Source organism: Solitalea agri (assembly GCF_023914155.1).
Taxonomy (GTDB): domain Bacteria; phylum Bacteroidota; class Bacteroidia; order Sphingobacteriales; family Sphingobacteriaceae; genus Solitalea; species Solitalea agri.
On sequence record NZ_JAMWYS010000053.1, the window covers coordinates 134,660 to 157,852 of the forward strand.

The following is a 23,193-nucleotide window of genomic DNA, read 5'->3' on the forward strand; positions in this document are numbered from 1 at the left end:
CATATCTCAAATTTTTTAGTCTCAGGCTGTTTGTAAACTTTAACCTATAAAGTATCCAGTCTTAAATCTCGATTACTAATCCTCACCGCTAACATGAACTATTTTCAGTTTTACGATATACCGGTTTCTTTTAATCCCGACGAAAGTTTATTAAAAAAGAAGTTTTATGCTCTAAGCAAGCAATATCACCCTGATTTTTATGTAAACGAATCAGAAGAAAAGCAAACTGAAGTACTAGAGCTTTCAACATTGAATAATAATGCTTTTAAGGTGTTGAGCAACCCGGTAAAAAGGCTTGAGTATGTTCTTGAACTAAATGGTCTTATAATAGAAGGGGAGAAAAATCAACTGCCGCAAGCATTTTTAATGGAGATGATGGACATCAATGAACAGTTGATGGAACTGGAATTTGATGAGGATGAACAACGTTTGACTGAAATTAATGAACAAGTGTCGGGTCTGGAAAATAACCTAACTACTGAATTGGATAAGCTAACAGAGGGTTTTGATGCCCACTCTGAAGAGCAACAAAAAAATATTCTCCTGAAAATCAAGGATAACTATTATAAGAGTAAATATTTGTTGCGAATTAAGGAAAAACTGCATACATTTGCAACCCGCAATTAAGGAAAGGGTTTTAGTAATAAAACCTGAAAAAATGCCCGGATGGCGGAATTGGTAGACGCGCTGGTCTCAAACACCTGTGGGAAACCGTGCCGGTTCGACTCCGGCTCCGGGTACTGGAAAAATGTAAAACCCTTGTAAGTTAATCTTGCAAGGGTTTTGTGTTTTATGGGTGCAAAATGGGTGTAAGTTTTATAATTAGACTGGGCCTTTAGTTTTTTCCTTACTCCATATCAAACTACCCCATTCCACACAATTACATTTTCTTTTACAATTAAAATACCCACCCATTTGTATATAACCCTATGGCTTTACCAATACGAGACGAGGTTTATTGATTTAAGACAAGTTGTAACAACTAGCGGCTTTCTAATATTGCTACTCAAAATTAACGATATGAAAAGAATAGTATTTCTCTAATTATTGGTTCTTCTATTCGAGTTGGGTGCCTAACTTTCGTTTATGGTCTAAATTATCAATCGATTAACAAGCTATTTCAAACCATTATTGTGCAGTACTAAAACGTTCAAAAAACTGCCAATATTTGTCTTTAAAAATATCGTATTCTATTTCAAAATAATTATTGTAGGTTTTTTGAATGTCATGGAAAACTTTTGAGGGTAAGCGAAAATCTTTACATGCGAAGTAAATATCACGTTCAGAATTTGCTGTTTCCCGACCAATATTTAAATACCCATCGAAATCTTTAAGTTCTTGCATAATTGCTTCTTCTATAGTATTCAATAATTCGTAGTCATCGCTTTCCGGCAAACCACCATTATTATTTCCATCAAACTTAAGAGTAATAGCGGCAATCCAAGGATGAGAAGCTTTATTGTCCCAATTTAATAAGTCAGTATTAATTACAGCTAACAATCTATTCCCGCTTTCTAATTCAGCATCAAGTATTGAATAATTATCTTCTGCAGTGTTACGTCTAACTCCTTCATTCTTTTCAACAAACTCTTTCTGTCTCCATTTTAAGAAATCTTTAAGTTTTGCAATAGGAATGAGCTCCAATTTAGCTTCCTTTTTTCCAACTATTGAGAGGTTATCAATGCATGTTGCAAAATTTAGTTCACCTAAATAATTTTCCAAAAAGATGCAGGCGCCATTAGTAATATTTGATTTATTTTCATCTGTCAAGTCATCATGAACAATTGTTATGTCTATTTCATCTGGATATTTTGAAAATACATTAGAGTAAAAATGAATGTTAGTTTCATTAAACTCATATCCGGCCATTTTAATGGCAACATCTTTAATATTTAATTCAGGTTTAAGAGCGGTAAATTTCCAACCGCTAATTTGAGGTGCAGCATTTATAAGTTCTTCTATAAAGGCTATGTTATTTACATTGCCATCGGCCGTTAAAATTAGTTCTACTGTATTTGTATCATACATGCCAGTAAGATAGAAATAGCCGTCTTTTAGTTCATTTAGCTTTGGTGAAAGCTTATCAAAGAAATCTTTTTCGATTTCTTTATGCTCTTTAACAACCTGGAAAAATTGCCTTTCATACTTCTGAAACCAAGTCCAAAAATCTGAGTAGGATGTAATACTTTGCTTTTTCTTTTCAAAAATGCTTTTTATGAAATTCATTTATATAGTGATTTATCGTATCTGAATACTGGTCACAATATATAAAAGCTGTTGCAAACTAGCGTTAAGGATAGAAAATAAGTAAAACAGCCTTGAGCGTGTATTGGCCAAGAGGGGAAGATGGGAGCAAAAGTAGTCCCTTCCGATTGTCCATCAAATGTTTACTGACTTTTGGATATCTAATTACCGTGAAATCCACTTGAAAAAGGCTTTTAACCGACCGCATATCTTCCCAGTTCAAAAAAATTTTCGTTATAATTTTCTTAATAACAATTAGTTATATTAAATTCATATAATCTATTTAGTCTATAGAGTATAAAGTTTAAATAGAATTTTATACATTTGGTTAATGATTATTAACTATAAGACAAACAACGTGTTGGGTAAGTCATTTTTGAAGAAAATCCATTAGGTACTTAGCAATAAAATAAGGAATGATTAAAAAAGGAGGGTGAATTAGATCAAAGGTATTTAACATAAATCGAAGGGGATGCTTAGAGCACCCCCTAAAGGTTCAAATCAATGAAAAAGGTCTTCAATTGGCGTTGGCACCTCTTTCAATCTGTAAAATTTCAACCAACATAAAAGTATGCAAAAAATAACAAAAGCCATATGGGCTTTTAACTCGCGTATTTCACCGCCTGGTATTTTGTGGTCACGCAGTATATCAGTGAGGCAAATTCAGTTTCTCCAGCAACTAAAGAAGAAACTTCAATTAACAGCATTTATTCTTTTAGCGCTCTTGCAAACTATAAATGCTCAGGCGCAGCAACAGCCTGTTATTAATTCAACTCTTACCGGCAAAGTAACCGATGTAAAAACAAAGGAATCGCTTGCCGGTGTAACTCTTCAGATCAAAGGTACTACTCATGCTACTGCTACCGATGCTCACGGTAATTTCAAATTTTTAACGGGACAAAAGCTTCCTTTCGCACTGATCGTTTCTTTTGTTGGTTACGAAACCCAAGAGGTTGCAGTTACCGAAGGGCCAGTTACCATTGAACTAAAAGAAGCATCTTATCAACTGGCAAGTGTTGTTGTGGTTGGTTATGGTACACAAAAGAAAAGCGATTTAACAGGGTCGGTTTCTTCCTTACCTGCAAATTTTAAATCTCAACCGGCTGCTTCTCCAGACAGACTCTTGCAAGGAGCAGTAGCAGGAGCGCAGGTAACCCAATCGAGTGGTGCACCTGGAGGAAGCGTTTCCATCCGTATTCGCGGAGGAACTTCTATCAATGCAGGTAACGAGCCTTTGTATGTGATCGATGGATTTCCTATATATAATGCTGATGCAACTACCGATGCCGGTGTAACTGCCGGTCCGCCAATTAATCCTTTATCAGGCATAAATCCTTCAGATATCGCATCAATTGATGTGCTAAAAGATGCTTCGGCAACTGCCATTTACGGATCAAGAGGAGCAAACGGGGTAATCATTATTACCACTAAGCGAGGTAATAAAGGTGGTTTTTCTGTCAATTACGACGGTTACTATGGAATTCAGCAAAGTGCCCAAAAAATAGGTGTTTTAAATGCACAACAATGGGGAGCATTAAAGAACGATGCATTAAAAGATGCCGGAAAGTCACCTTTTTACACACAAGAACAGCTGGATAATCTGGGAGAGGGAACCGACTGGCAGGCAGCAGCTTTTCGCGAAGCACCCATGCAAAGTCATAGCCTTTCCATCTCATCAGGCAATGAAAAAACAAAGATCCTGTTTTCAGGGAGCCTCTTTAAACAGGACGGTATTATTCTGAATACTGGTTTCAATCGATATTCTGGAAAGTTAAACCTTGATAATGATGTTACTAGCAACTTTAAGCTGGGTGTTAGCTTAAATGGAAGTTTGTCGGAATCAGTTGTAGCTCCAAGTGGCATTGTTCCTAATATTTTGTCAATGGTGCCTGTAGTTCCGGTTCGTGATGAAACAGGAAACTTTACAGCTAATAGCAGCTTTGGTTCAACAGTAGCCAACCCGATTGCTACGTTAAGTCTGCAAAGTAATGAAACCAAAACAACCCGCTTTTTAGCAAACAGTTTTGCTGAGTATAGACTGCTTGAAGGCCTTACTGCAAAAGTATCCCTGGGAACTGATATTGTAAACAACAAGCAAAACAGGTATTTGCCTTCTACACTTTTCGAAAGTTCTCCGGGAGGTAACGCTTCTATTGGTTCGTTGGGGACGCTTAACTGGTTAAATGAAAATACGCTTAACTACAGAAAAACATTCAACAGCAAACATTCGATCGACCTGCTAATTGGTAACACTCAGCAGAAATCAAGAACTGAAACTTACATTGCTGGAGCTTCCAACTTTGTTAGCGATGAGTTTACCTATAATAACATTGGTGGAGGAACCGTGTTGGTTGCTCCTTCCAGCTCGAGTATTGAATGGGCGCTTCAATCGTTTTTGGCTCGTGTAAACTACGGGTATGATAACCGTTATTTATTAACGCTTACAGCTCGTGCTGATGGTTCATCACGTTTTAGCAAGAATAATAAATGGGGAACCTTTCCTTCGGCAGCGTTTGCCTGGAATGTATCGAATGAAGAATTCCTGAAAAACAGCAGGCAGATCAACTCATTGAAACTTCGCTTAAGCGCAGGTCTTACCGGTAACCAGGAGATCGATCCTTACCGTTCACTTGCCCGATTGGGAAGTTTCCAATATAGCTTTGGTAACACCCTTGTAAACGGGTTGGCTACAAGCAGTTTTGAGAATCCGAATTTAACTTGGGAAAAAACGGCGCAGTATGATTTCGGTTTCGACCTTGAATTGTTTAACAGCCGTATTCAACTAACCTCGGATATTTATTATAAACGGACTTCGGATCTATTATTGGAAGTTCCTGTTCCTTATTCTTCGAGCGTTACCAGTGCTTTTCAAAATCTTGGTGTAGTTGCAAATAGAGGAGTGGAGTTGGGACTTAAAACTGCCAATCTTCGCGGTGAATTTGATTGGAATACAAATGTTCTTCTTTCGGTAAACCGTAATAAAATTGAAAGCTTGGGAGGAGCCAACTATTTCTTTGTAACCGACCCGGCTAGCCCAACCACACTGCCAACACAAATTATAAAAGTAGGCGAATCGGTGGGTGCATTTTATACCCTGGTGGCTGATGGCGTCGATCCTGCTACTGGTTTACAAAAATATAAGGATCTTAATCATGATGGAGCGATCACCCAGGATGCCGACCGTACCATTGTAGGAAGCGCACAACCTAAGTTTCTGGCAAGTATCAGCAATACATTCAAGTATAAAAACTTCGATCTGTTCGTCTTCTTCAATTCGTCATACGGCAATAAGATCTTTAACTGGACACGTGCCAACTTAGAATTAGGTACGGGGTATACCGGAGCTGTTTCTTCGCTTTTAAATCGTTGGACACCTACCAATACCATTACCGATGTTCATAAAGCTATTGAAAATCCGGCGGTAACCATTTCGGATCGTTTTGTTGAAGATGGTTCATTCATCCGCTTAAAGACACTTTCGTTAGGATATAATCTGCCGCAAAAATTGGTTGCCAAAGGCAAGTTTAAAGCTGCCAGAATCTATGTAACAGCTTCGAATCTGTACACCTGGACCAATTATTCGGGGTATGACCCAGAAGTGAGCACAAACGGACAAAATTCACTTAGCTCGGGCCTGGACCGCGGTGCATATCCAAATGCGAAGTCGTTTATAGCGGGAATTAGTTTGACACTGTAAGCATCTACCAGTTACCTAAAAATTAATTAGTATGAAAAAGACATTAATTCTACTGTCGGCATTAAGTATAGGGTTCACGAGTTGTGTTGATCTTAATGAAAGTCCTGAATCCTTTATTTCACCGGAACAATTCTATAAAACAGCCAAGGATGCAGTGACGGCGGTAAACGCCATTTATTATCCGCTGGTTGATAACAAGGTGGGAGCGCAACCCATTTATAACCGTTTGTTTTATACCGGTCTGGATTTTATGACCGACGATATGGATGCGGGGCCAGGTTCTCCAAACGGAGAAGTTAGGGCTTTCGCCAAACTTACCCACGCCTCCACCAATTTGCGGATCCAGCAAATTTGGACCGAGCATTACGAGGGTATTAACAAAGCAAATATTGCACTTGAACGCATTCCAGCAATAGAAATGGATGCGAAACTGAAAAGCCGCTTATTGGGCGAAGCCAGCTTTCTGCGAGCCCTCTATTATTTTAACCTGGTACGTCTGTATGGCGATGTGCCTTTGCTCTTGGCTGATCAAACCCGTTTAACAACTGCCGAACTTCAGGTTCCACGAACCCCGACCGCAGAAGTTTACGCCCAGATCATAAAAGACCTTGAAGATGCGGCGAACTATTTTAAAAATGGAGCACCCGGTGAAGCCGGCCGTGCTACAGAAGGCGCATCAAAAGCGTTATTGTCGAAAGTGTATCTAACCCGCAGAGATTGGGCTAATGCAGTTAAGCTTGCCGAGGAAGTGATCAATGGTCCTTATGGTTATGGGTTGTTCGATGATTATTCGCAGGTATTTCTGCCGGCCTACAAAAACGGACGGGAACATATTTTTTCTGCTCAAATAAAAGGCAGCACCATCAGCACCGGACATTTGGTAACCTCCAGCGACATACGTTCTGGGGTGCCTGGCATAAAAGGTTCATATGGTAACCAGGTGGCTTTTTATACCGTTGGAAGTGATAAGTACTTCAGTGTTTATAAGCTGTTTTCCAATAAGGATAAAAGAAAACGGGTTTCGTTTGTTACTTCCTATACGAGCCCTACCGATGGTAAGAAATATTTTACCCTAAATGCCCCCGGCGATTCAGTTCCTTACATTAATAAAAACTGGGATCCTAACTATCCAACTTCTGGTCAGTCGGATGCCAATGCCAATGTATTGCGCTTTGCTGAAGTATTGCTGATCCATGCCGAAGCAGAGAACGAACTGAATGGTCCTACAGAAAAAGCCTATACTTCATTGAATAAGATCAGAAAAAGAGCAGGCTTGGACAATCTGACTGCAGGGTTAACGAAAGATCAGTTCCGTGATTCAGTTTACCTCGATCGTCGTCTGGAACTGGTGGCTGAGTATCAGCGTTTCTTTGATCTGATACGAGAAACAGGAACCGAAGCGACAGGAGTAGGGCCAGAAGGAAGAGGTATTTTGCTGAAGTGTCTCAAACTTGTTGGTAAAAACAATGTGGCCCCGAAGCATTACCTATATGCAATTCCTCAAGGTGAAATTGACCGTAATCCGAAGCTTACTCAAAATCCGGGTTGGTAATTAATGGTGAAAATTAATAACGATAGAAAAATCCTCTCATGAATAAAAACTATAAAAAAGCCGGATTTACGGCACTTCTGGCATCATCAGTAATGCTGAATGCATACGGCCAGAGTGAACAGAAATTAACTTCTGATCCAAATTTTAAGGGAAAAGTAGGTCGGACTACAGCCGAATCGGTAGAGTATCACCCGGAAAGAAAACAGGCGCCTGCCGGAGCTCCTAATGTGGTTGTTTTCTTAATTGACGATGCCGGATATGGAACAGCAAGTGCTTTCGGTGGTTTAATGCAAACACCAGTGCTGGATAGTTTGGCTAATAATGGTTTACGTTACACAAACTTCCATTCTACGGGCGTATGCTCGCCTACAAGGGCGGCATTGCTAACCGGCCGTAACCATCACTCGGTTCATATGGGTACATTAAATTACAGCTCCAGCGGATACCCTGGCTATGATGCGATAATGCCGGGCGATAAAGCTACCATTGCCGAAGTGCTTCACGAGAACAACTATAACACTTTTGCGGTGGGCAAATATCACGTAGCTCCGCTAAATGAGATCACTTCCAATGGTCCTTTCGACCGTTGGGCAGTTGGTCGTGGTTTTGATCATTTTTATGGTTTTCAGTTAGGGCATACCGATCAGTATCACCCGAATTTGTACGAGGATACCAAAGTGGTGGATGTTGAGCCTAACAAAACGCACCTTACCACCTTGCTGGCCAATAAAGCGATCAGCTATATTGCCAATCAAAAGTCTATCTCACCTGAAAAACCGTTCTTCCTGTATTTTGCCACAGGAGCCATACACTCACCACATCAGGTTGATAAAAAATGGAGCGACTTGTATAAAGGAAAATTTGATAAAGGTTGGGATTGGTACCGTGAAGAAGTTTTCGCGCGCCAGAAAAGGTTAGGTGTTATTCCGAAGGATGCCGTTTTACCGGAACGTGATCCTACAGTAAAAGCCTGGGATAGCCTAACTCCTGAACAAAAGAAAGTGTATGCACGCTTTATGGAAGTTTATGCCGGTTTCTTAACACATGCTGATTATGAATTCGGGCGTATTGTTAACTATATTAAAGAAATTGGTCAGGCTGATAATACCATAATTTTAGTGAGTATTGGTGATAACGGTTCGAGTCATAGTCCGCGTAATGGAAGCTTTAATGGTTACATCTCTAGCCTTGATGAAGAAAAACAGATAGCCGAGCTTTATAAAAATATTGACAAAATAGGCACCGAACATTCTTTCCAGGATGCACCAGCCGGTTGGACCCAGGCAACGAATACTCCTTTCCGTTTATGGAAAGCAGATCCAAACAGCGAAGGAGGAACGCATCAACCACTTATTGTTTATTATCCGAATGGTGGATTGGAAAAAGGTGGAATTCGCAACCAGTACGGCCATGTTATTGATATTGCTCCAACCATTTATGAGCTTACCGGAGCGAAAGTTCCGGAGGTTATTAAAGGATATCAGCAAAAACCAATTGAAGGTACCAGTTTAGCTTATTCACTAAAAGACAAGAACGCGGCCAATCGCCATACGATTCAATACTATGAGCTTTTTGGAAAAAGGGCCATTGTGAAAGACGGCTGGAAGGCATCCGTTTTCCACCAGTCGGGTGCTGATTTTAATAAAGATGTATGGGAATTATACAATTTGAATGAAGATTTCAACGAGCGTATTGACCTTGCTGCCAAACAACCTGAAAAGTTAAAAGAGCTGCAGAAACTGTTTGATGAAGAAGCCATTAAGTACAATGTGTTTCCATTGAATGATAATGCACTGGGCCATAGTGCGGGAGGAAGGGAACGCAGTCCATATGGATTGAGCAAAAAGGTAGTTTTATATCCGGGAATCGACCAGATTTTAACCTATAGTGGTCCACAGTTTCAGAATGATCCGTTTACGATTACTGCTGATGTTGAGATCAAATCGAATAGCGATCAGGGAGTTCTTTTTGCCACCGGATCAGAGTTTGATGGTTTAAGCTTGTTTATAAAAGACGGTAAATTTTACTCGGCTCATAACACAGGTACTATTATCAGACATCTCGAATCTTCTATTCCGGTGCCAACAGGTAAGGTAAAACTTAAGTTCGAGCTTAATTACGTTGAACCGAGCAATAAAAAAGATAGAAATGCCAGTGCAGGTACCGAAGCGATCTACATCAACGGTCAGAAAGTTGCGGAGCGAACTATAGTGGCAGCCGAAGGTAAGATCGCGATCTATAAAGATGGTATTGACGTTGGCGCCGACCGTAATTCTCCGGTTTCAGATAAATACAGTGTTCCGTTTAAGTTTACCGGTAAGCTGAATAATATTACTATTGAGTATGAAAACGGTGAGGCTTTAGGGCATAATTAAATTGTTGGTAGTATGAAGAAGAAGAAAGGTGACCAGAACTTTTAAGGCTGGTCACCTTTTTTATTTTGTTAGAGGAATGATTTTTCGTCTCTGTGATTAATCATTATTATTTGACAAAGCCTTCCATACTATGATTTCACAATGATTATTAATATTATCACCTTCTCCCTTGTTCACATTGTTTTTATTTCATCCTTTTCGTTTGACCACTATTCCCAATACCTCCATAATAAACACTGAACGCGTCTGTCTTACCATCCTTCACTAAAAAATATAAACTTTTGAAAGGTTTGTTTCTATCTGGAATAAATTCACTCTTACCCTGGTAGAGCAATCGTGTGCTGTCTGCTTTACCATTTTCGATCCATCGCTCCCACAGTTGGTGCCCTCGCTTATAAATTTCACTTTCTCCATTGTCCCCCCATTTACCTGGATAACGGTCGATTTCACTTTCCGGAATCGGTAAATCCTTTACGATTACGGTCGGTGCAGTGGTTAACGGCAACGTTAAAAACCACTTTCCGAAAGCTGGGTCTATAACGGGAATTTTTGTGATAACAGCCATGCTGCTGACAAAAATGATGTGCATACCGAGATAAAGAGGAAATACCCACCTGCCCACTTTTTGTTTTCTTTCAATAATCATGAGCGCAATCAGTAGAAGATAAATCATTACCCAACTCACATAGAAAACAGTAGGTGCCTGCATGTTGAAAATGTTGAACATAATACGATCAGAAGCAGGTTGTATCATCGTAATTCCGGTACAGACCATTGCCCTGGCGTGGATATTAATGCTAGACTTATTCCATATGGCAATAAGGTAAAAGGTTGACATTGTGATTACACCATTCATCGTCCCAATAAAAGTCAGTTCGTTTTCAGGAAATAAATTTCCCTCGTAGTGCATGATCTGCAATATGGAAAGGAGAAGTAACGGCATAACAACGAAAGAAACTTTACCGATAATTCTGTGGGCTGCGAATTGCTTTTTTCTAATGAGTAGCGGCTGCACAAGCAACATGGCTATCCAGAGTGACATCATCATGCCATGAAAATGAAAAATCGAAGCATGTCTACTCGTGCCTGCTATTAATTCAGAAAAATAACTCTTCCAAAACCCCAATAAAACAATTGGTATGAGTCCGAGAATATAATAGCCAAATTTATCGAAATTGATTTTTGATGAAGTAGAGGTCATGATTTTAGTATTTGACAGATAGATATGAAATCAATTAGATAGAACTTTTTGTGAGTTTTTTCGACCTGTACGCTACCGTCTTATCGCTTGCTCACAACAATTAAAACGCTTCAAGTTGCTAATAAAATTATTTAGCTTGCCAGTAGCAACGTTTTGGAGAAACAATTGCTTCTTCTTGTTTTAACTGTTTCATTGCCTTATCAACAACTTTGCGGTCCAAACCTGTTATTTCTACAATTTTTCCAGCATTTAAAGGAGAACCATCCTTTTTCATAGCTTCTAAAACTTGTTCTTTTGCCTCCATAACTGTCGATGATTATTGTATTCGTTTTGTTGAATTTGAAATTTGTTTTCTCATTGAAAAAATCACACATATTGAGACCATGAATCTGGGTATTAATTCAGACGGAAAACCAGCTAAGTTCATAGCGGATTAAATGCCTTTTTACTTTTTAGGTAACTGCAACCGGAGAGGTCTGTTGTAGAGCCGATGAGAGAGCGCAATTAAAAAAACAGTAATGAGGTTTGTAGGAGTTAAGTTCCTTATTCTCGTTGAACGAATGGTATCTTTCTTACCATAGTTTATGATAGTTTATTTAGTAGAATTTAATCGAACTATTTCCATTGTCAGCATTATTAAATTAATTAATAATCAGGCAACTACAAAAAGAACAAGCTGCTTTTTCTTTCCAAAAAGTAAAAACCAAATGTCTTCTAACAATGGTTAATTAAAGTTCATTACAGTCATTTCTCGAAGCTAAAAGCAAAGAATGGGAACTATTGATTAATGGGGTTAAGCAAATTAAGTTATACTACGAACCGGAGTCAAAAAAAACTTACCTTCAAAAGATGGTTTGGGTAGAATGGCTAATTATCCCTGTAGAATAAAAACACCTCTATCGATGATTAATTTGTAATTGTAAGCATATGGAAATCAATAAATTCTTGTTTTTTTATAAATTTAAGTATAGCCTCAATACTACAGCTAAAGACTTTGATGGGAGTACACAGGTATCTGCCGATTCTTTAAAAGCTGAAGATTCATGAATAAGAATAACCTCTTTAAACTTACTAACAAATAAATATATGAAGCTCTCTCTAACCGCAACAATCAAGAAATGCATTCTGCTTTTGGTCTTATACCTGTGTTTTGGTATATCACAAAAAGCATTTGCTCAAGTAGATCCTTCACAAAAGAATTGGCCCGACAGAACGGTTTTACCTATTGAACCTTATCAAAAAGTAGGTAAAGTTGCACCTACAATTAAGGGTTCTGATCCTATTGACTGGCCCAAAGAAATTAGTGCACCCGAGGGAGCTCCAAACGTATTATTAATCATGATTGATGACGTTGGATTTGGGGCAACTTCTACTTTTGGCGGTCCGATCCCCACACCAAATTTTGATGCACTTGCGGCAAATGGATTAAAGTATAACCGTTTTCATACCACGGCCGTTTGCTCTCCTTCAAGAGCAGCGCTTATCACAGGTAGAAACCATCATACTGCAGCCACCGGGATCATTATGGAATTCTCAACACCTTTTCCAGGATACAACAGTTTAGTGCCGCGTAGTGTGGCGACTATCGGTAAAATCTTAACCGATAATGGTTACGGTACTGCTTGGTTTGGTAAAAATCATAATGTTCCCGACTGGCAGTCAACACCAGCAGGGCCTTTTAACTTATGGCCTACCGGTTTAGGTTTCGAATATTTTTATGGCTTCCTTGGGGCTGACGCACATCAGTTCAGACCTGCTTTATTTGAAGGAACAAAGCCTGTTGACCCCTATTTTAAAGATGGTAAAGTAGATCCGGATTATATTTTAGATAAGGATTTGGCTGATCATGCTATACATTGGATACAAACGCAAAAAAACGTTTCGCCTAATAAACCTTTCTTCGCTTATTATACACCAGGAACGGCACATGCTCCACATCAGGCACCTAAAGAGTGGATTGCAAAATTTAAAGGAAAATTTGACCAGGGGTTCGACAAACAACGGATAGCAACCTACGAGAATCAAAAGAAATTAGGAATTATTCCTGCGGATGCAAAATTAGCACCAACACCTGCCGATTATCAAAAATGGGATAAACTCAGCCCTGGTATGAAAAAGGTAGCGGCAAGAGAAATGGAAGTTTATGCAGGAATGCTGGCTTATTGTGATTATCAAATTGGAAGAATTATCCAGTCAATTAAAGACTTAGGACAGTATGACAATACACTGGTCATTTTTATAATGGGTGATAACGGTTCCAGTGCGGAAGATCCAACTGGTCAGGGATTGACAAGTGAAATAGGTATTATGGTAAATGGAGAAGTGGATACGGAAGAGTTTATGCTGAAAAACTTAGACGAATTTGGCGGACCCTGGATGGCTGAACATTATTCACATAGCTGGGCACATGCTATGAATACGCCTTACCAATGGGACAAAAAAATTGCTTCGCATTTAGGTGGCAGTCGCACCGGAATGGTTATTTCATGGCCAGCAAGAATTAAACAAGTGGATCAGATTCGTAGTCAATTCACACACATTACTGATATTGTTCCAACCATTCTTGAAGCGGCAAGTATCCCGCAACCCACAAAAGTAGACGGTTTTGATCAGACACCTATGGCAGGAAAAAGCCTTGTGTATTCTTTTGACAATGCAAATGCTCCTGAAACACATAAAACTCAGTATTTTGAAGTGATCGCCAACAGGGCTTTCTACAAAGACGGCTGGATGGCAAGTACAACACCTAGAAATTTACCTTGGCAAGGTCATCCTGTACCATCAGAAGACCCTGTAAAGGACTATAAATGGGAGTTATATGACCTTACAAAAGATTTTACACAATCAAATGATATTGCGGCAAAAAATCCTGAAAAGCTGAAAGAAATGCAGGCAGCTTTTATGGAAGAAGCTGAAAAATATAAAGTATTCCCTTTTGATGATCGTTATATTGATAGGGTAAACCCGGAAAATCGCCCTAATCTAAATAAAGGCAGAACCCAATTTGTATTCCATGAAGGTACTTCACGTATTACTGAAGGAATGGCTCCAAATATGAAAAATACCTCTTTCAGTATTACGGCCGAAGTGGATGTTAAAGCTGGACAAGAAGGTATGATTATTACACAAGGAGGATATTTTGCAGGGTTAGCATTGATGTTGCAAAAAGGGAAACCAACTTTCTCATATGCATTTTCTCATTATCCGAATCACAAATGGACCATCCAGTCTCCAACTGCATTAACTGCCGGCAAACATACTATTGTTTTAAATTTTGATTATTCAGGTGGGGGAGTTGGAAAACCAGCAAAAGCTACAATATTGGTTGATGGTCAGAAAGTGGCGGAAGGAAATATAGAAAAAACAGTTCCAAGTAGATTCTCAGCGGACGAAACTTTAGATGTAGGAGAAGATTTTGGAACACCAGTAACCAGAGACTATGAAGTACCTTTTACATTTCAGGGTGAAATAATTAAAGTAACTGTCGATTTAAAAAGTAACTAATAACATTAATAACAACGCCCTTTAAAAGTAAAGGGCGTTGTTTATTATACGATTGGATTTGCTTTTTGGCTTCGGTGATCAATTGAGCTTCCTCGAATCCTTTGGTTTACAAAGCTTTGGTTTGGTGAGAAAAATATCTCACTCTTAGGTAAGTTTATAGTGAAATGCCGAATTCACCTCAAAAATATCCCGACAATAATTTTAATCTCTTGAGCGATTTAGACACTTGGCCATTTATTATCAATTCCTTAACATTGCGATTGCATATTGCTTTCCTCCTGATTGGGTACTATGAATACTTGGAACGAGTTTAAAAACGGAAACAAAGACGCGTTTGTGCTTTTGTACAAGGCTCATTACAGGTATTTATGTACGTATGGTCATCAGATCTCTAACGATATGGAGCTGGTAGAAGAATGCGTGCAACAGCTTTTTTATGAATTGTGGGATAATCGCGAGCGACTGAAAGAGGTGCAATTTGTAAAAACCTATCTTCAAACCTATTTAAGAAGAAAAATAAATAGGGAGCTAACTAAGCAAAATAGGAGTGAATCGCTGGAAACAAGTCATTATTTGGAACTTGAACAGGAGCATTCATTTGAAGAAATGCTGATCAAAAGAGTGGAGTCTGAAAATTTAAAGATTAAGCTTGAAAAGGCATTTAGTAAATTATCGGCTTCTCAACTCGAACTTATCCGCTTACGGTTTTATGAAAATTTAAGCTATGACGAAATTTCACAGCTAACAGGCTTCAGTCATAGCATAATATACAATCAAATATCCCGTGCTTTAAAGATTATCCGCAAGCATCTTACCGTTACTGTAATTACCACCCTGGGTATATTGGTTCTGATCCTATTTGCGATCAGGCTTTTTATTAAGTAAAAGTATTTTCAGTCTTATTAATTAAAAACATAAGAGGCCATAAACCGGTCTCGATAGTCTTTTATTGGACTGCTTTTAGCCAATTTTCATTCCGGAAAAAATCGCTGAAATTTTATTTCAAAAAATGTGATAGAAATCGCGAGGCAATTGCACTAATAGTAAAACATAAATCAAATAATCAAAACAGGATGAATTATAATAACTATGAACCGGAAGATTTTGCAGCTGACGAGTCTTTTATAAACTTTTATAAAAAGTCAGATCAAAAGCATGTGTCTTTTTGGGAGTCATGGATTGAGAGTCATCCCGAGAAACAAAAAGATATTCAACAAGCATGTAGTTTAATTGAACTATTAACATGGCAGGGCACTGATGTTAATTTTCAACGAAATCTGCAAAAGCTTAAAACTTATATTAATCTTGACAATAGCTCTTTAGAACAAATGCCGGTAATACAACCAGATAGCAGTCCGCAAAGTGGTGGCTTTAACTGGTTGTATTTTACTAAAATAGCAGCGGCTATAATTGTTTTGATTAGTGTTGGATTAGGTGTTTACCGCTATTCTACCAAAGGGGAACTAGTTAAAGAAAATAATGCAGTAGCAGATATTGCTCCGGGAGGAAATAAAGCAATACTCACCCTGACTGATGGTCGGAAAATTAACCTAAACGAAGCCCATAACGGAGTACTTGCAGAACAATCGGGGATTAAAATAGCTAAAACTGCCGATGGAATGCTGGTTTACACCATTAGTGAAAGAAATCAAAAAAATACAACATCTACCCTTGAATACAATACTATTGAAACTCCTAAAGGAGGCCAATACCAAATAAACCTGCCCGACGGTACCAAGGTGTGGTTAAACGCAGCTTCCTCTATTCATTATCCAACAAAATTCATGGGTAAAGAACGAAGAGTGGAAATAAACGGTGAGGCTTATTTTGAAGTGGCGAAGAATGCGAAAATGCCATTCAAAGTGTCAATTAATAACAGTTCGGAAGTTGAAGTGCTGGGAACTCATTTCAATATTAACAGCTACGCCGACGAGGAAATGATTAAGACCACTTTATTAGAAGGTTCTGTACGGTTTTCAAGCTTAAAGCAACAAACGGCTGTGGTTTTAAAACCTGGCGAGCAATCAGCGTTCAATAAGGATGAAGGGCAAATTAATGTAAAGCAAGCTGATGTTGAAGAAGCAGTTGCCTGGAAAAACGGTGATTTTATTTTCAGAAAGCAACCGTTAGCTGAAATACTGAAAACATTAAGCCGCTGGTATTCAATTGATGTTGAATATGAAACAACCAGCTTATCGCAGCAAACCTATAGTGGCGTTATTTCAAGGACCAAAAATTTATCCGCGGTTATTTCCATGCTGGAGTCTACCGGACAAATTAACCTGAAAGTAGAAGGCAATAAAATTATAGTCAGAAAATAAATCCACATTCAATCTAAATGACCTAAACAATTTAATATGGAGAAACTATACAAAAACGACCCCTAAACAGCTAGCCATTATTCATGGCAACCACCAATAGGTTAATTCAAAAAAGAACCGGAAATGCGCTAACATCCCCGGTCAATTTGCTTAGCCTATTCATCAATCCCTTATCAGGTATTGTATAAACAATTTATTAATGAACTATTGTGTTGTGTTGGAACGTGCATGTAACCGGACACTCCACAAACTAAAGCTGTCAAATTTATGAATTTTTACAACAAGTGCTTATGCAGGCCACCGGCTTGTGTCAGAAAGTTTTTGCATGTTATGAAGCTAACTGTGTTATTATTAACCACTACAATTCTTCAGTTAAGTGCAAGTAGTTACGGTCAAAATGTAACTCTTCATGAGCAAAATGTGTCGTTGGTAGATGTATTTAAAGAAATTAGAAAGCAAACCGGCTATGATTTCTTTTATAATGATCGGGTACTTGAAAATACCAAAAACATTAATATCAACCTGAAAGAAGCCCCTCTGACAGAAGCGTTGGATGCTTGTTTTACAGGTCAGCCAATAACATATTCAATTAACAACAAGATTGTTATTGTGAAAGCTTTGGAACGGCCGAGTGTGGTTGAAATCAAAAGTAATCCAGCTGAAATTAACGCCAAAGGGAAGGTTGTTGACGCCAACGGATTGCCATTGCCCGGAGTATCAATAACAGTTAAAGGCGCCAGTAAAGGGACTCAAACCGATGTAAATGGAGCATTTACACTTAGTGTCAGCAAAGGCAGTGTGTTGGTTTTTTCATTTATCGGTTATAAGAAAAAAGAAATAACGGTTGAGCGGGAAATGGTGTTTAATGTTATCCTGGAAGAAGATCTGGCAAAACTCGAACAGGTAGTGGTAGTGGGTTATGGCGAAACCCGCAAGAAAGATCTAACCGGTTCGATAGCTTCCATTAAAGCGGAGGCAGTTCAAAGTATGAATTCGCCCAATTTTGATGTGGCTTTAGTTGGACAGGCGCCAGGTGTGTACGTTGTAAAAACCAATGGAGCCCCAGGAGCTGATGCTTCTATCCGGATTAGAGGTGGAACTTCTGTACTGGGAGTTAACGAACCTTTGTATGTTATAGATGGAATACCGGTTCAAATAGGCGGAGGCGGAGGGAGCGACTCCTATTCCAATAGTCGTTCAGTTCAAATCTCTCCTTTGGCCTCTATTAATCCTGAAGATCTTGAAAGTATAGATATCTTAAAAGATGCTTCGGCAACAGCTATTTATGGATCAAGAGCTGCCAACGGGGTTGTTATAATTACCACCAAAAGAGGGAAAAAAGGCCAGGAGCCTTCATTAAAGTTCTCTTATTCAAGTGTATTTGAGGATTTTACCAATCGGTATAAAATGCTTAATACGGCGCAATATATCGATGTTGTAAACAAAGCTTATGCAAATGCGAATCTTGCAGTTCCGGCTGATTTTAAACCAAATGATAAAGTTTACAGTAACTGGCAAAATGAGGTAACGCAGGTGAGCCAGTCGAATAGCTGGAACTTGAGCCTGACCGGAGGTACTCCTAACAGTAAAACCATTTATGCCTTTTCAGCAGGGACGAACGACCAGAAAGGTGTTATTATGGGTTCTGGATTTAAACGGTATAATTTGGCAACTAACCTTGAAACCAATGTTTTTGATAAGTTAAAGGTTGGAACTAATCTTAAATACAGTCAATCAACCACCAAAGGAAACGGAAATAGCTTTTACTATAACATTGTTAAGTACAGACCTGATGTTCCGATTTATGATGAAAAAGGAAATTATGCTACTACGATAGATAGTACTTCAAGCAATCCATACGCACAACTGAAGCAAATCTCTGAGTCAGCTAACAAAAACCTGATGGCTTCTTTTTATGGAGAGTTTGAGATTGTAAACGGACTTAAGTTAAAATCTTCTCTTTCTTACAATACTGTTGACGGGACAAACTTGCGATATATTCCAAGCTGGGACGCGTTTGAAGCACGAAATCGCAGAACCGGTTCACGTACCGATAATTTAAGCTCATTTGACTCCAGAATATTCGACAATACGTTAACGTATAATAACTTTTTCGGCAAGCATTATGTAAATGCACTTGCCGGAGCTTCCTTTACTCAGGATAAAAGTAATTACACAAGAGTCAGTTCTTCAAATTTCCCTAATGATGATGCCTTAAATAATCTAGGGTCGGCGGCTACTATAAGTCAGTATGGAAGCGGGGGAAGTATAAGTGGTTTGGAATCGTATTTCATCCGTGGAAATTATAATTATGCAGGGAAATATTACTTAACATTTACCGGCAGAGCTGATAAATCAACCAAATTTGGCCCGAATAATCAATGGGGAGTTTTCCCTTCTGCAGCTTTAGCATGGAGGATTTCTGAAGAAAATTTCTTGAAGAAATATGATTTCATTAATGATGCAAAGCTGAGAATATCGGCAGGTCGTACCGGCTCCGCCAACTTCGGTGATTTTCTTTATTCAACATTTTTCACCACCGGCAGTTTCTACAACGGTGTAAATGGTGTAATTCCGAACACAGTTCCAAATCCAAGTATCAGATGGGAAACCACTAATCAGTTAGATGCTGGTTTAGACTTTAGTTTGTTTCAGAATAAACTGCGCGGATCGGTTACCTATTATTATAAACTTACCAAAGATCTAATTCTAGGTGTTGATGTTCCATATGAAACCGGAGCGGCCAACCAATTGACCAATATTGGTGACGTGTTGAACAAAGGTTTAGAGATTCAATTAGGTACCGATATTATCAGCACGAACAACTTTACCTGGAGCACTGATTTCAACATCAGTTTTAATAACAATGTGCTTAAAAAACTTAATGGGGGCAGCTTGCCTAATGGAGTGCGTTTGACTGAAGGTGAGCCTTTGTCTTATTTCTATGGATATAAAACCGATGGTTTGTTCCAAACCCAAAGTGAAATTGATGCGCTGAATGCTGCAGCTCCAAATAATATTTATCAAGCCGTTAAAACCGCCCCTGGTGACTATAAGTTTGTAGACACGAATAAGGATGGATATATAACTGCGGATGATATGGTTAAACTTGGAAATGCAGAACCTGATTTCTTTGGAGGATGGAACCATACACTTCGATATAAAAAATTCAGTCTCTCAGCATTATTCAACTACAGTGTAGGGAATGTATTGTATAATTCAAGCCAGGCCAGTTTATCTATTTTTAACAGTTATCTGAGTAATTACAATACAGGAATATTAAATGCCTGGACACCGGAGCATCCAAATACTAATTCGCCAAGAGTTGTTGCTGGTAATCCGAATCAGAATGGCCGTATTTCAGACCAATATGTTTCAACCGCTTCATTCATCAGGCTGAAAAATCTTTATTTAAGTTACCTGTTAAATGATACGCGGTTAAATAAGTTTTATCTGAACAATGTCCGCTTATTTGTTGCAGCCACCAACGTATTTACTGTTACCGGTTACAATGGACTGGATCCTGAAGTAAATACAAATCCAAGCAGCCCAATAGGACAAGGATATGACGGTGGAGGATACCCTCAAACCCGTAGTTTTTCAATGGGTGTTAATGTTACCTTCTAATTATTTAAACTTTAATTGACTCCATACAGGATGATCATCCGTACTTAAGTAGTGGATGAATTTCCTGGGTATCAAAAACTAGAACTATGAATAATACTTTTAAACTATATACAATTGCTGCTTTGTTGGGCTTTTGCACTTTAACGGCGTGCAACCTAGTTGATGTTACAGATATAGAGCCTGTAAATCAACTTTCGGAAGATCAGGCGATCACCAATATTTCTTCAGCCGAAAAAGTGTTGGCCGGCGCTTACGGACAAGTAAGGGGAGGCTTGGAGCTGATTGTGTATTCGCCAGGTAGCGCAGCACAATTAGGTTTGACCTTTGGCGCAGTAGGTGAAAATAGCTTTGTTAACAATTCGGTAGCGTCTGATGATTTTTACGTTTCTGCCATCTATATCCGTTGGTATAAAATCATCAATATAGCAAATCATATTATTGAGAAAACCGAAAAGCTGGATGTTGACAATCCAAGAAAAGCAGAAATTATCGGTGAAGCGAAGTTTCTGCGGGCCCTATCTCATTTTTATTTGCTAAGATTTTGGGGGCAATTTTATAAAATGGATTCTGAGTACGGAATCGTAATGCGTGATAAACCTGTTGCTGATGCCAGTGCATTGCCCCGCAACACGGTAAAAGAATGTTATGATTTAATATTTAGTGATCTAGATGAAGCCATAGCAAAAGCTCCGGAATATAAAAAATCGGTATATGCGTCAAAAGTTGCTGCCAAGGCATTAAAAGCGAAGGTGCTGATGTACGCCAAACGTTACTCGGAAGTAAGCAGTTTAACACAAGCGGTAATTTCTTCAGGACAGGTGAAACTGGAGACAACCTTTGCTGACGTGTTTAAAAACAAGCATAACTCTTTAGAAGCTTTGTTTGCCACCCCGTTTGATGAAAAAAATGAGCGTAATAATAAGGCGTTCATGTACCGTTCTTCCTATATAATGTCTGACTATTACAAAAGCATAATGGCTACAGACGCCCGTAAATCGGTAGCTATTACAGCTACCGGTCGTAATGGAAAGTTTTTGGGTGCAACGGTAAATAGTCAGCCTTTAACAGCCGACACGGAATATTTCATGCGATTAGCCGAAGTTTATCTGATCCAGGCAGAAGCATTAGCTCGTAGTGGAGGTAGCCTTGCGGAGGTTCGAAGTTCACTGAATGCGGTTCGAAAAAGAGCCGGTATGCCTGATATTACTTTTGATACCAAAGCAGAATTATTGGAAGCAATTCGAATGGAGAAAATCTATGAATTAGGTGCCGAAAGTGGTGAAGAATGGTTTGACCTGGTTCGATATACAAAGGAAGGTGATCTCCATATTGAAAATATTAAGTCGGGTATCAGAAGTGAAACGCAATTCATTTTGCCTATTCCGCTTAATACTATTCGTTCTTCTCAAAATGTCGTTAAACAAAACCCTGGCTATTAATTGGTGTAAACATGAAAAAAGCGATCATTATATCAATTTTGTCATGCTTCTTACTGTTAGAAGTACATGCTCAATCTGAGCCTTCCGGAATCAAGTTTTTTCAGGGAACGGTAAAAGAAACACTGGCCAAAGCCCAGCAAGAGAATAAACTGGTTTTTGTCGATTGTTATACATCCTGGTGCGGACCCTGTAAGTGGATGGAGAAAAATGTCTTTACAAACGATACAGCAGCCCGTTTCTACAATGAAACCTTTGTGAATTATAAACTCGATATGGAGAAAGGTGAAGGGATTGATTTTCGGAAGAAATATGAAGTTAGTTCTTTCCCTACCTATTTGTTTATTGATGCCAGCGGGAAATTGGTGCACAAAGCCACCAGCAGAATGTCGACTATGGAATTTGTTTCTGTGGCTAAAAAGGCCTTAAATCCGAAGGAAACCTCCACTGCAATTGAACAAAAGTATCTTGAAGGAGACAGAAGTCCCGAGCTGCTATTCAAATACATTGCTATCCTGAAGAACAGCAACAGAGATAAGGCTCAGACCGTTTATGAGGAATTCATCGGGCTGACTACTGATAAGGACCTGTTAACAGATAAAGGTTGGCAACTTATTAAACTGTATCCGTTGGATGAACAAAGTCGATTATTTAAATTTTTAAAGGCTAATGAAGCTCATTTTGTTGCAAAATATGGCAGTGCAGAAGTGAAGGAAATTCAAACTATTGCTTTTGTCAGAGCTTTAAATGGAGCAATATATGGCAATAATAAAGAAGAGTTCTTTAGGAGATTAGCCATTTATCGTCAGGATAAAAGTGCGAAAACTCAAGCCGATGCGGCAGAAATGGAACTTAGGTATTATATCCGAAATAAGGATTATGACTCATTTCTAAAAATGGCCAGGCAATACAGCCAAACGGTTTTGAAAACGGATGAGTTTAAGCTCAGCTTCATTGCCCGCCACTGTTCCAGTTCTACTGAAAATAAAGAGGTGTTGCAGCAGGCATGTATAATGGCCAAGCAAGCAGTAGATTTAAATGGCAAAGAATTTAGTAATTATTCTACCTATGCCGAACTATGTTTTAAGTTGGGTAATAAAGAGGAGGCCTTAAAAGCTGCTCAGATTTCCCTGGAGGTTTTAGGCGATGAAAACCCTAAAGCCCAAAAACGAGTAGAGGAGCTTATTGGAAAAATTAAAGTGATGTAATTCTCTTTAAGGCCAATATCTTATTGTA

General features: G+C 38.8%; 13 protein-coding genes and 1 tRNA gene. 11 read left to right on the forward strand and 3 right to left on the reverse strand.

Annotated elements, in window-relative coordinates; all coding sequences use genetic code 11:
• Positions 1–93 precede the first annotated feature (93 nt).
• The gene (gene hscB / locus NF867_RS15190) at positions 94–627 is read left to right on the forward strand and encodes a Fe-S protein assembly co-chaperone HscB (RefSeq protein WP_252589231.1); all 534 of its coding nucleotides are present in this window, start codon (positions 94–96) and stop codon (positions 625–627) included.
• Positions 628–660: 33 nt separating this feature from the next.
• Positions 661–740: transfer RNA gene (locus NF867_RS15195), tRNA-Leu, on the forward strand.
• A 388-nt stretch (positions 741–1,128) separates the two neighbouring features.
• Here the strand turns inward: NF867_RS15195 and NF867_RS15200 are convergent.
• Entirely contained in the window at positions 1,129–2,226 is a 1,098-nt protein-coding gene (locus NF867_RS15200) for a DUF695 domain-containing protein (protein WP_252589233.1), read from the reverse strand.
• Positions 2,227–2,815: 589 nt separating this feature from the next.
• Here NF867_RS15200 and NF867_RS15205 point away from each other — a divergent pair.
• The 3 genes from NF867_RS15205 to NF867_RS15215 are packed head-to-tail and all read left to right on the forward strand — an operon-like array spanning position 2,816 to position 9,868.
• Positions 2,816–5,941 carry a SusC/RagA family TonB-linked outer membrane protein gene (locus NF867_RS15205; RefSeq protein WP_252589234.1) on the forward strand — a complete coding sequence of 1,042 codons (3,126 nt, stop codon included), beginning with the start codon at positions 2,816–2,818 and terminating at the stop codon, positions 5,939–5,941.
• Between the two features lie 31 nt (positions 5,942–5,972).
• Positions 5,973–7,493, forward strand: a complete 1,521-nt coding sequence (locus NF867_RS15210) for a RagB/SusD family nutrient uptake outer membrane protein (RefSeq protein ID WP_252589236.1) — start codon at positions 5,973–5,975, stop codon at positions 7,491–7,493.
• Positions 7,494–7,531: 38 nt separating this feature from the next.
• The gene (locus NF867_RS15215; RefSeq protein WP_252589238.1) at positions 7,532–9,868 is read left to right on the forward strand and encodes an arylsulfatase; all 2,337 of its coding nucleotides are present in this window, start codon (positions 7,532–7,534) and stop codon (positions 9,866–9,868) included.
• A 184-nt stretch (positions 9,869–10,052) separates the two neighbouring features.
• On the opposite strand, the gene NF867_RS15220 is transcribed toward NF867_RS15215, so the two are convergent.
• Entirely contained in the window at positions 10,053–11,069 is a 1,017-nt protein-coding gene (locus NF867_RS15220) for a hypothetical protein (RefSeq protein ID WP_252589239.1), read from the reverse strand.
• A 127-nt stretch (positions 11,070–11,196) separates the two neighbouring features.
• Positions 11,197–11,373, reverse strand: coding sequence for a hypothetical protein (locus NF867_RS15225; RefSeq protein WP_252589240.1), 177 nt, complete (start codon positions 11,371–11,373; stop codon positions 11,197–11,199).
• 782 nt (positions 11,374–12,155) lie between these two features.
• Here NF867_RS15225 and NF867_RS15230 point away from each other — a divergent pair.
• From NF867_RS15230 to NF867_RS15255, 6 genes are all read left to right on the forward strand, one after another.
• On the forward strand, positions 12,156–14,573 hold the full coding sequence (locus NF867_RS15230) for an arylsulfatase (protein ID WP_252589241.1): 2,418 nt from the start codon (positions 12,156–12,158) through the stop codon (positions 14,571–14,573).
• A 291-nt stretch (positions 14,574–14,864) separates the two neighbouring features.
• Positions 14,865–15,458 carry an RNA polymerase sigma factor gene (locus NF867_RS15235; RefSeq protein ID WP_252589242.1) on the forward strand — a complete coding sequence of 198 codons (594 nt, stop codon included), beginning with the start codon at positions 14,865–14,867 and terminating at the stop codon, positions 15,456–15,458.
• Positions 15,459–15,646: 188 nt separating this feature from the next.
• A complete protein-coding gene (locus NF867_RS15240; RefSeq protein ID WP_252589243.1) occupies positions 15,647–16,894 on the forward strand; it encodes a FecR family protein in 1,248 nt (415 codons plus the stop codon).
• 330 nt (positions 16,895–17,224) lie between these two features.
• Positions 17,225–20,521: a TonB-dependent receptor gene (locus NF867_RS15245; protein WP_252589244.1), complete on the forward strand. Its 3,297-nt coding sequence runs from the start codon at positions 17,225–17,227 to the stop codon at positions 20,519–20,521.
• An 86-nt stretch (positions 20,522–20,607) separates the two neighbouring features.
• Positions 20,608–21,960 carry a RagB/SusD family nutrient uptake outer membrane protein gene (locus NF867_RS15250; protein WP_252589245.1) on the forward strand — a complete coding sequence of 451 codons (1,353 nt, stop codon included), beginning with the start codon at positions 20,608–20,610 and terminating at the stop codon, positions 21,958–21,960.
• Positions 21,961–21,971: 11 nt separating this feature from the next.
• Positions 21,972–23,165, forward strand: a complete 1,194-nt coding sequence (locus NF867_RS15255) for a thioredoxin family protein (RefSeq protein ID WP_252589246.1) — start codon at positions 21,972–21,974, stop codon at positions 23,163–23,165.
• Positions 23,166–23,193 lie beyond the last annotated feature (28 nt).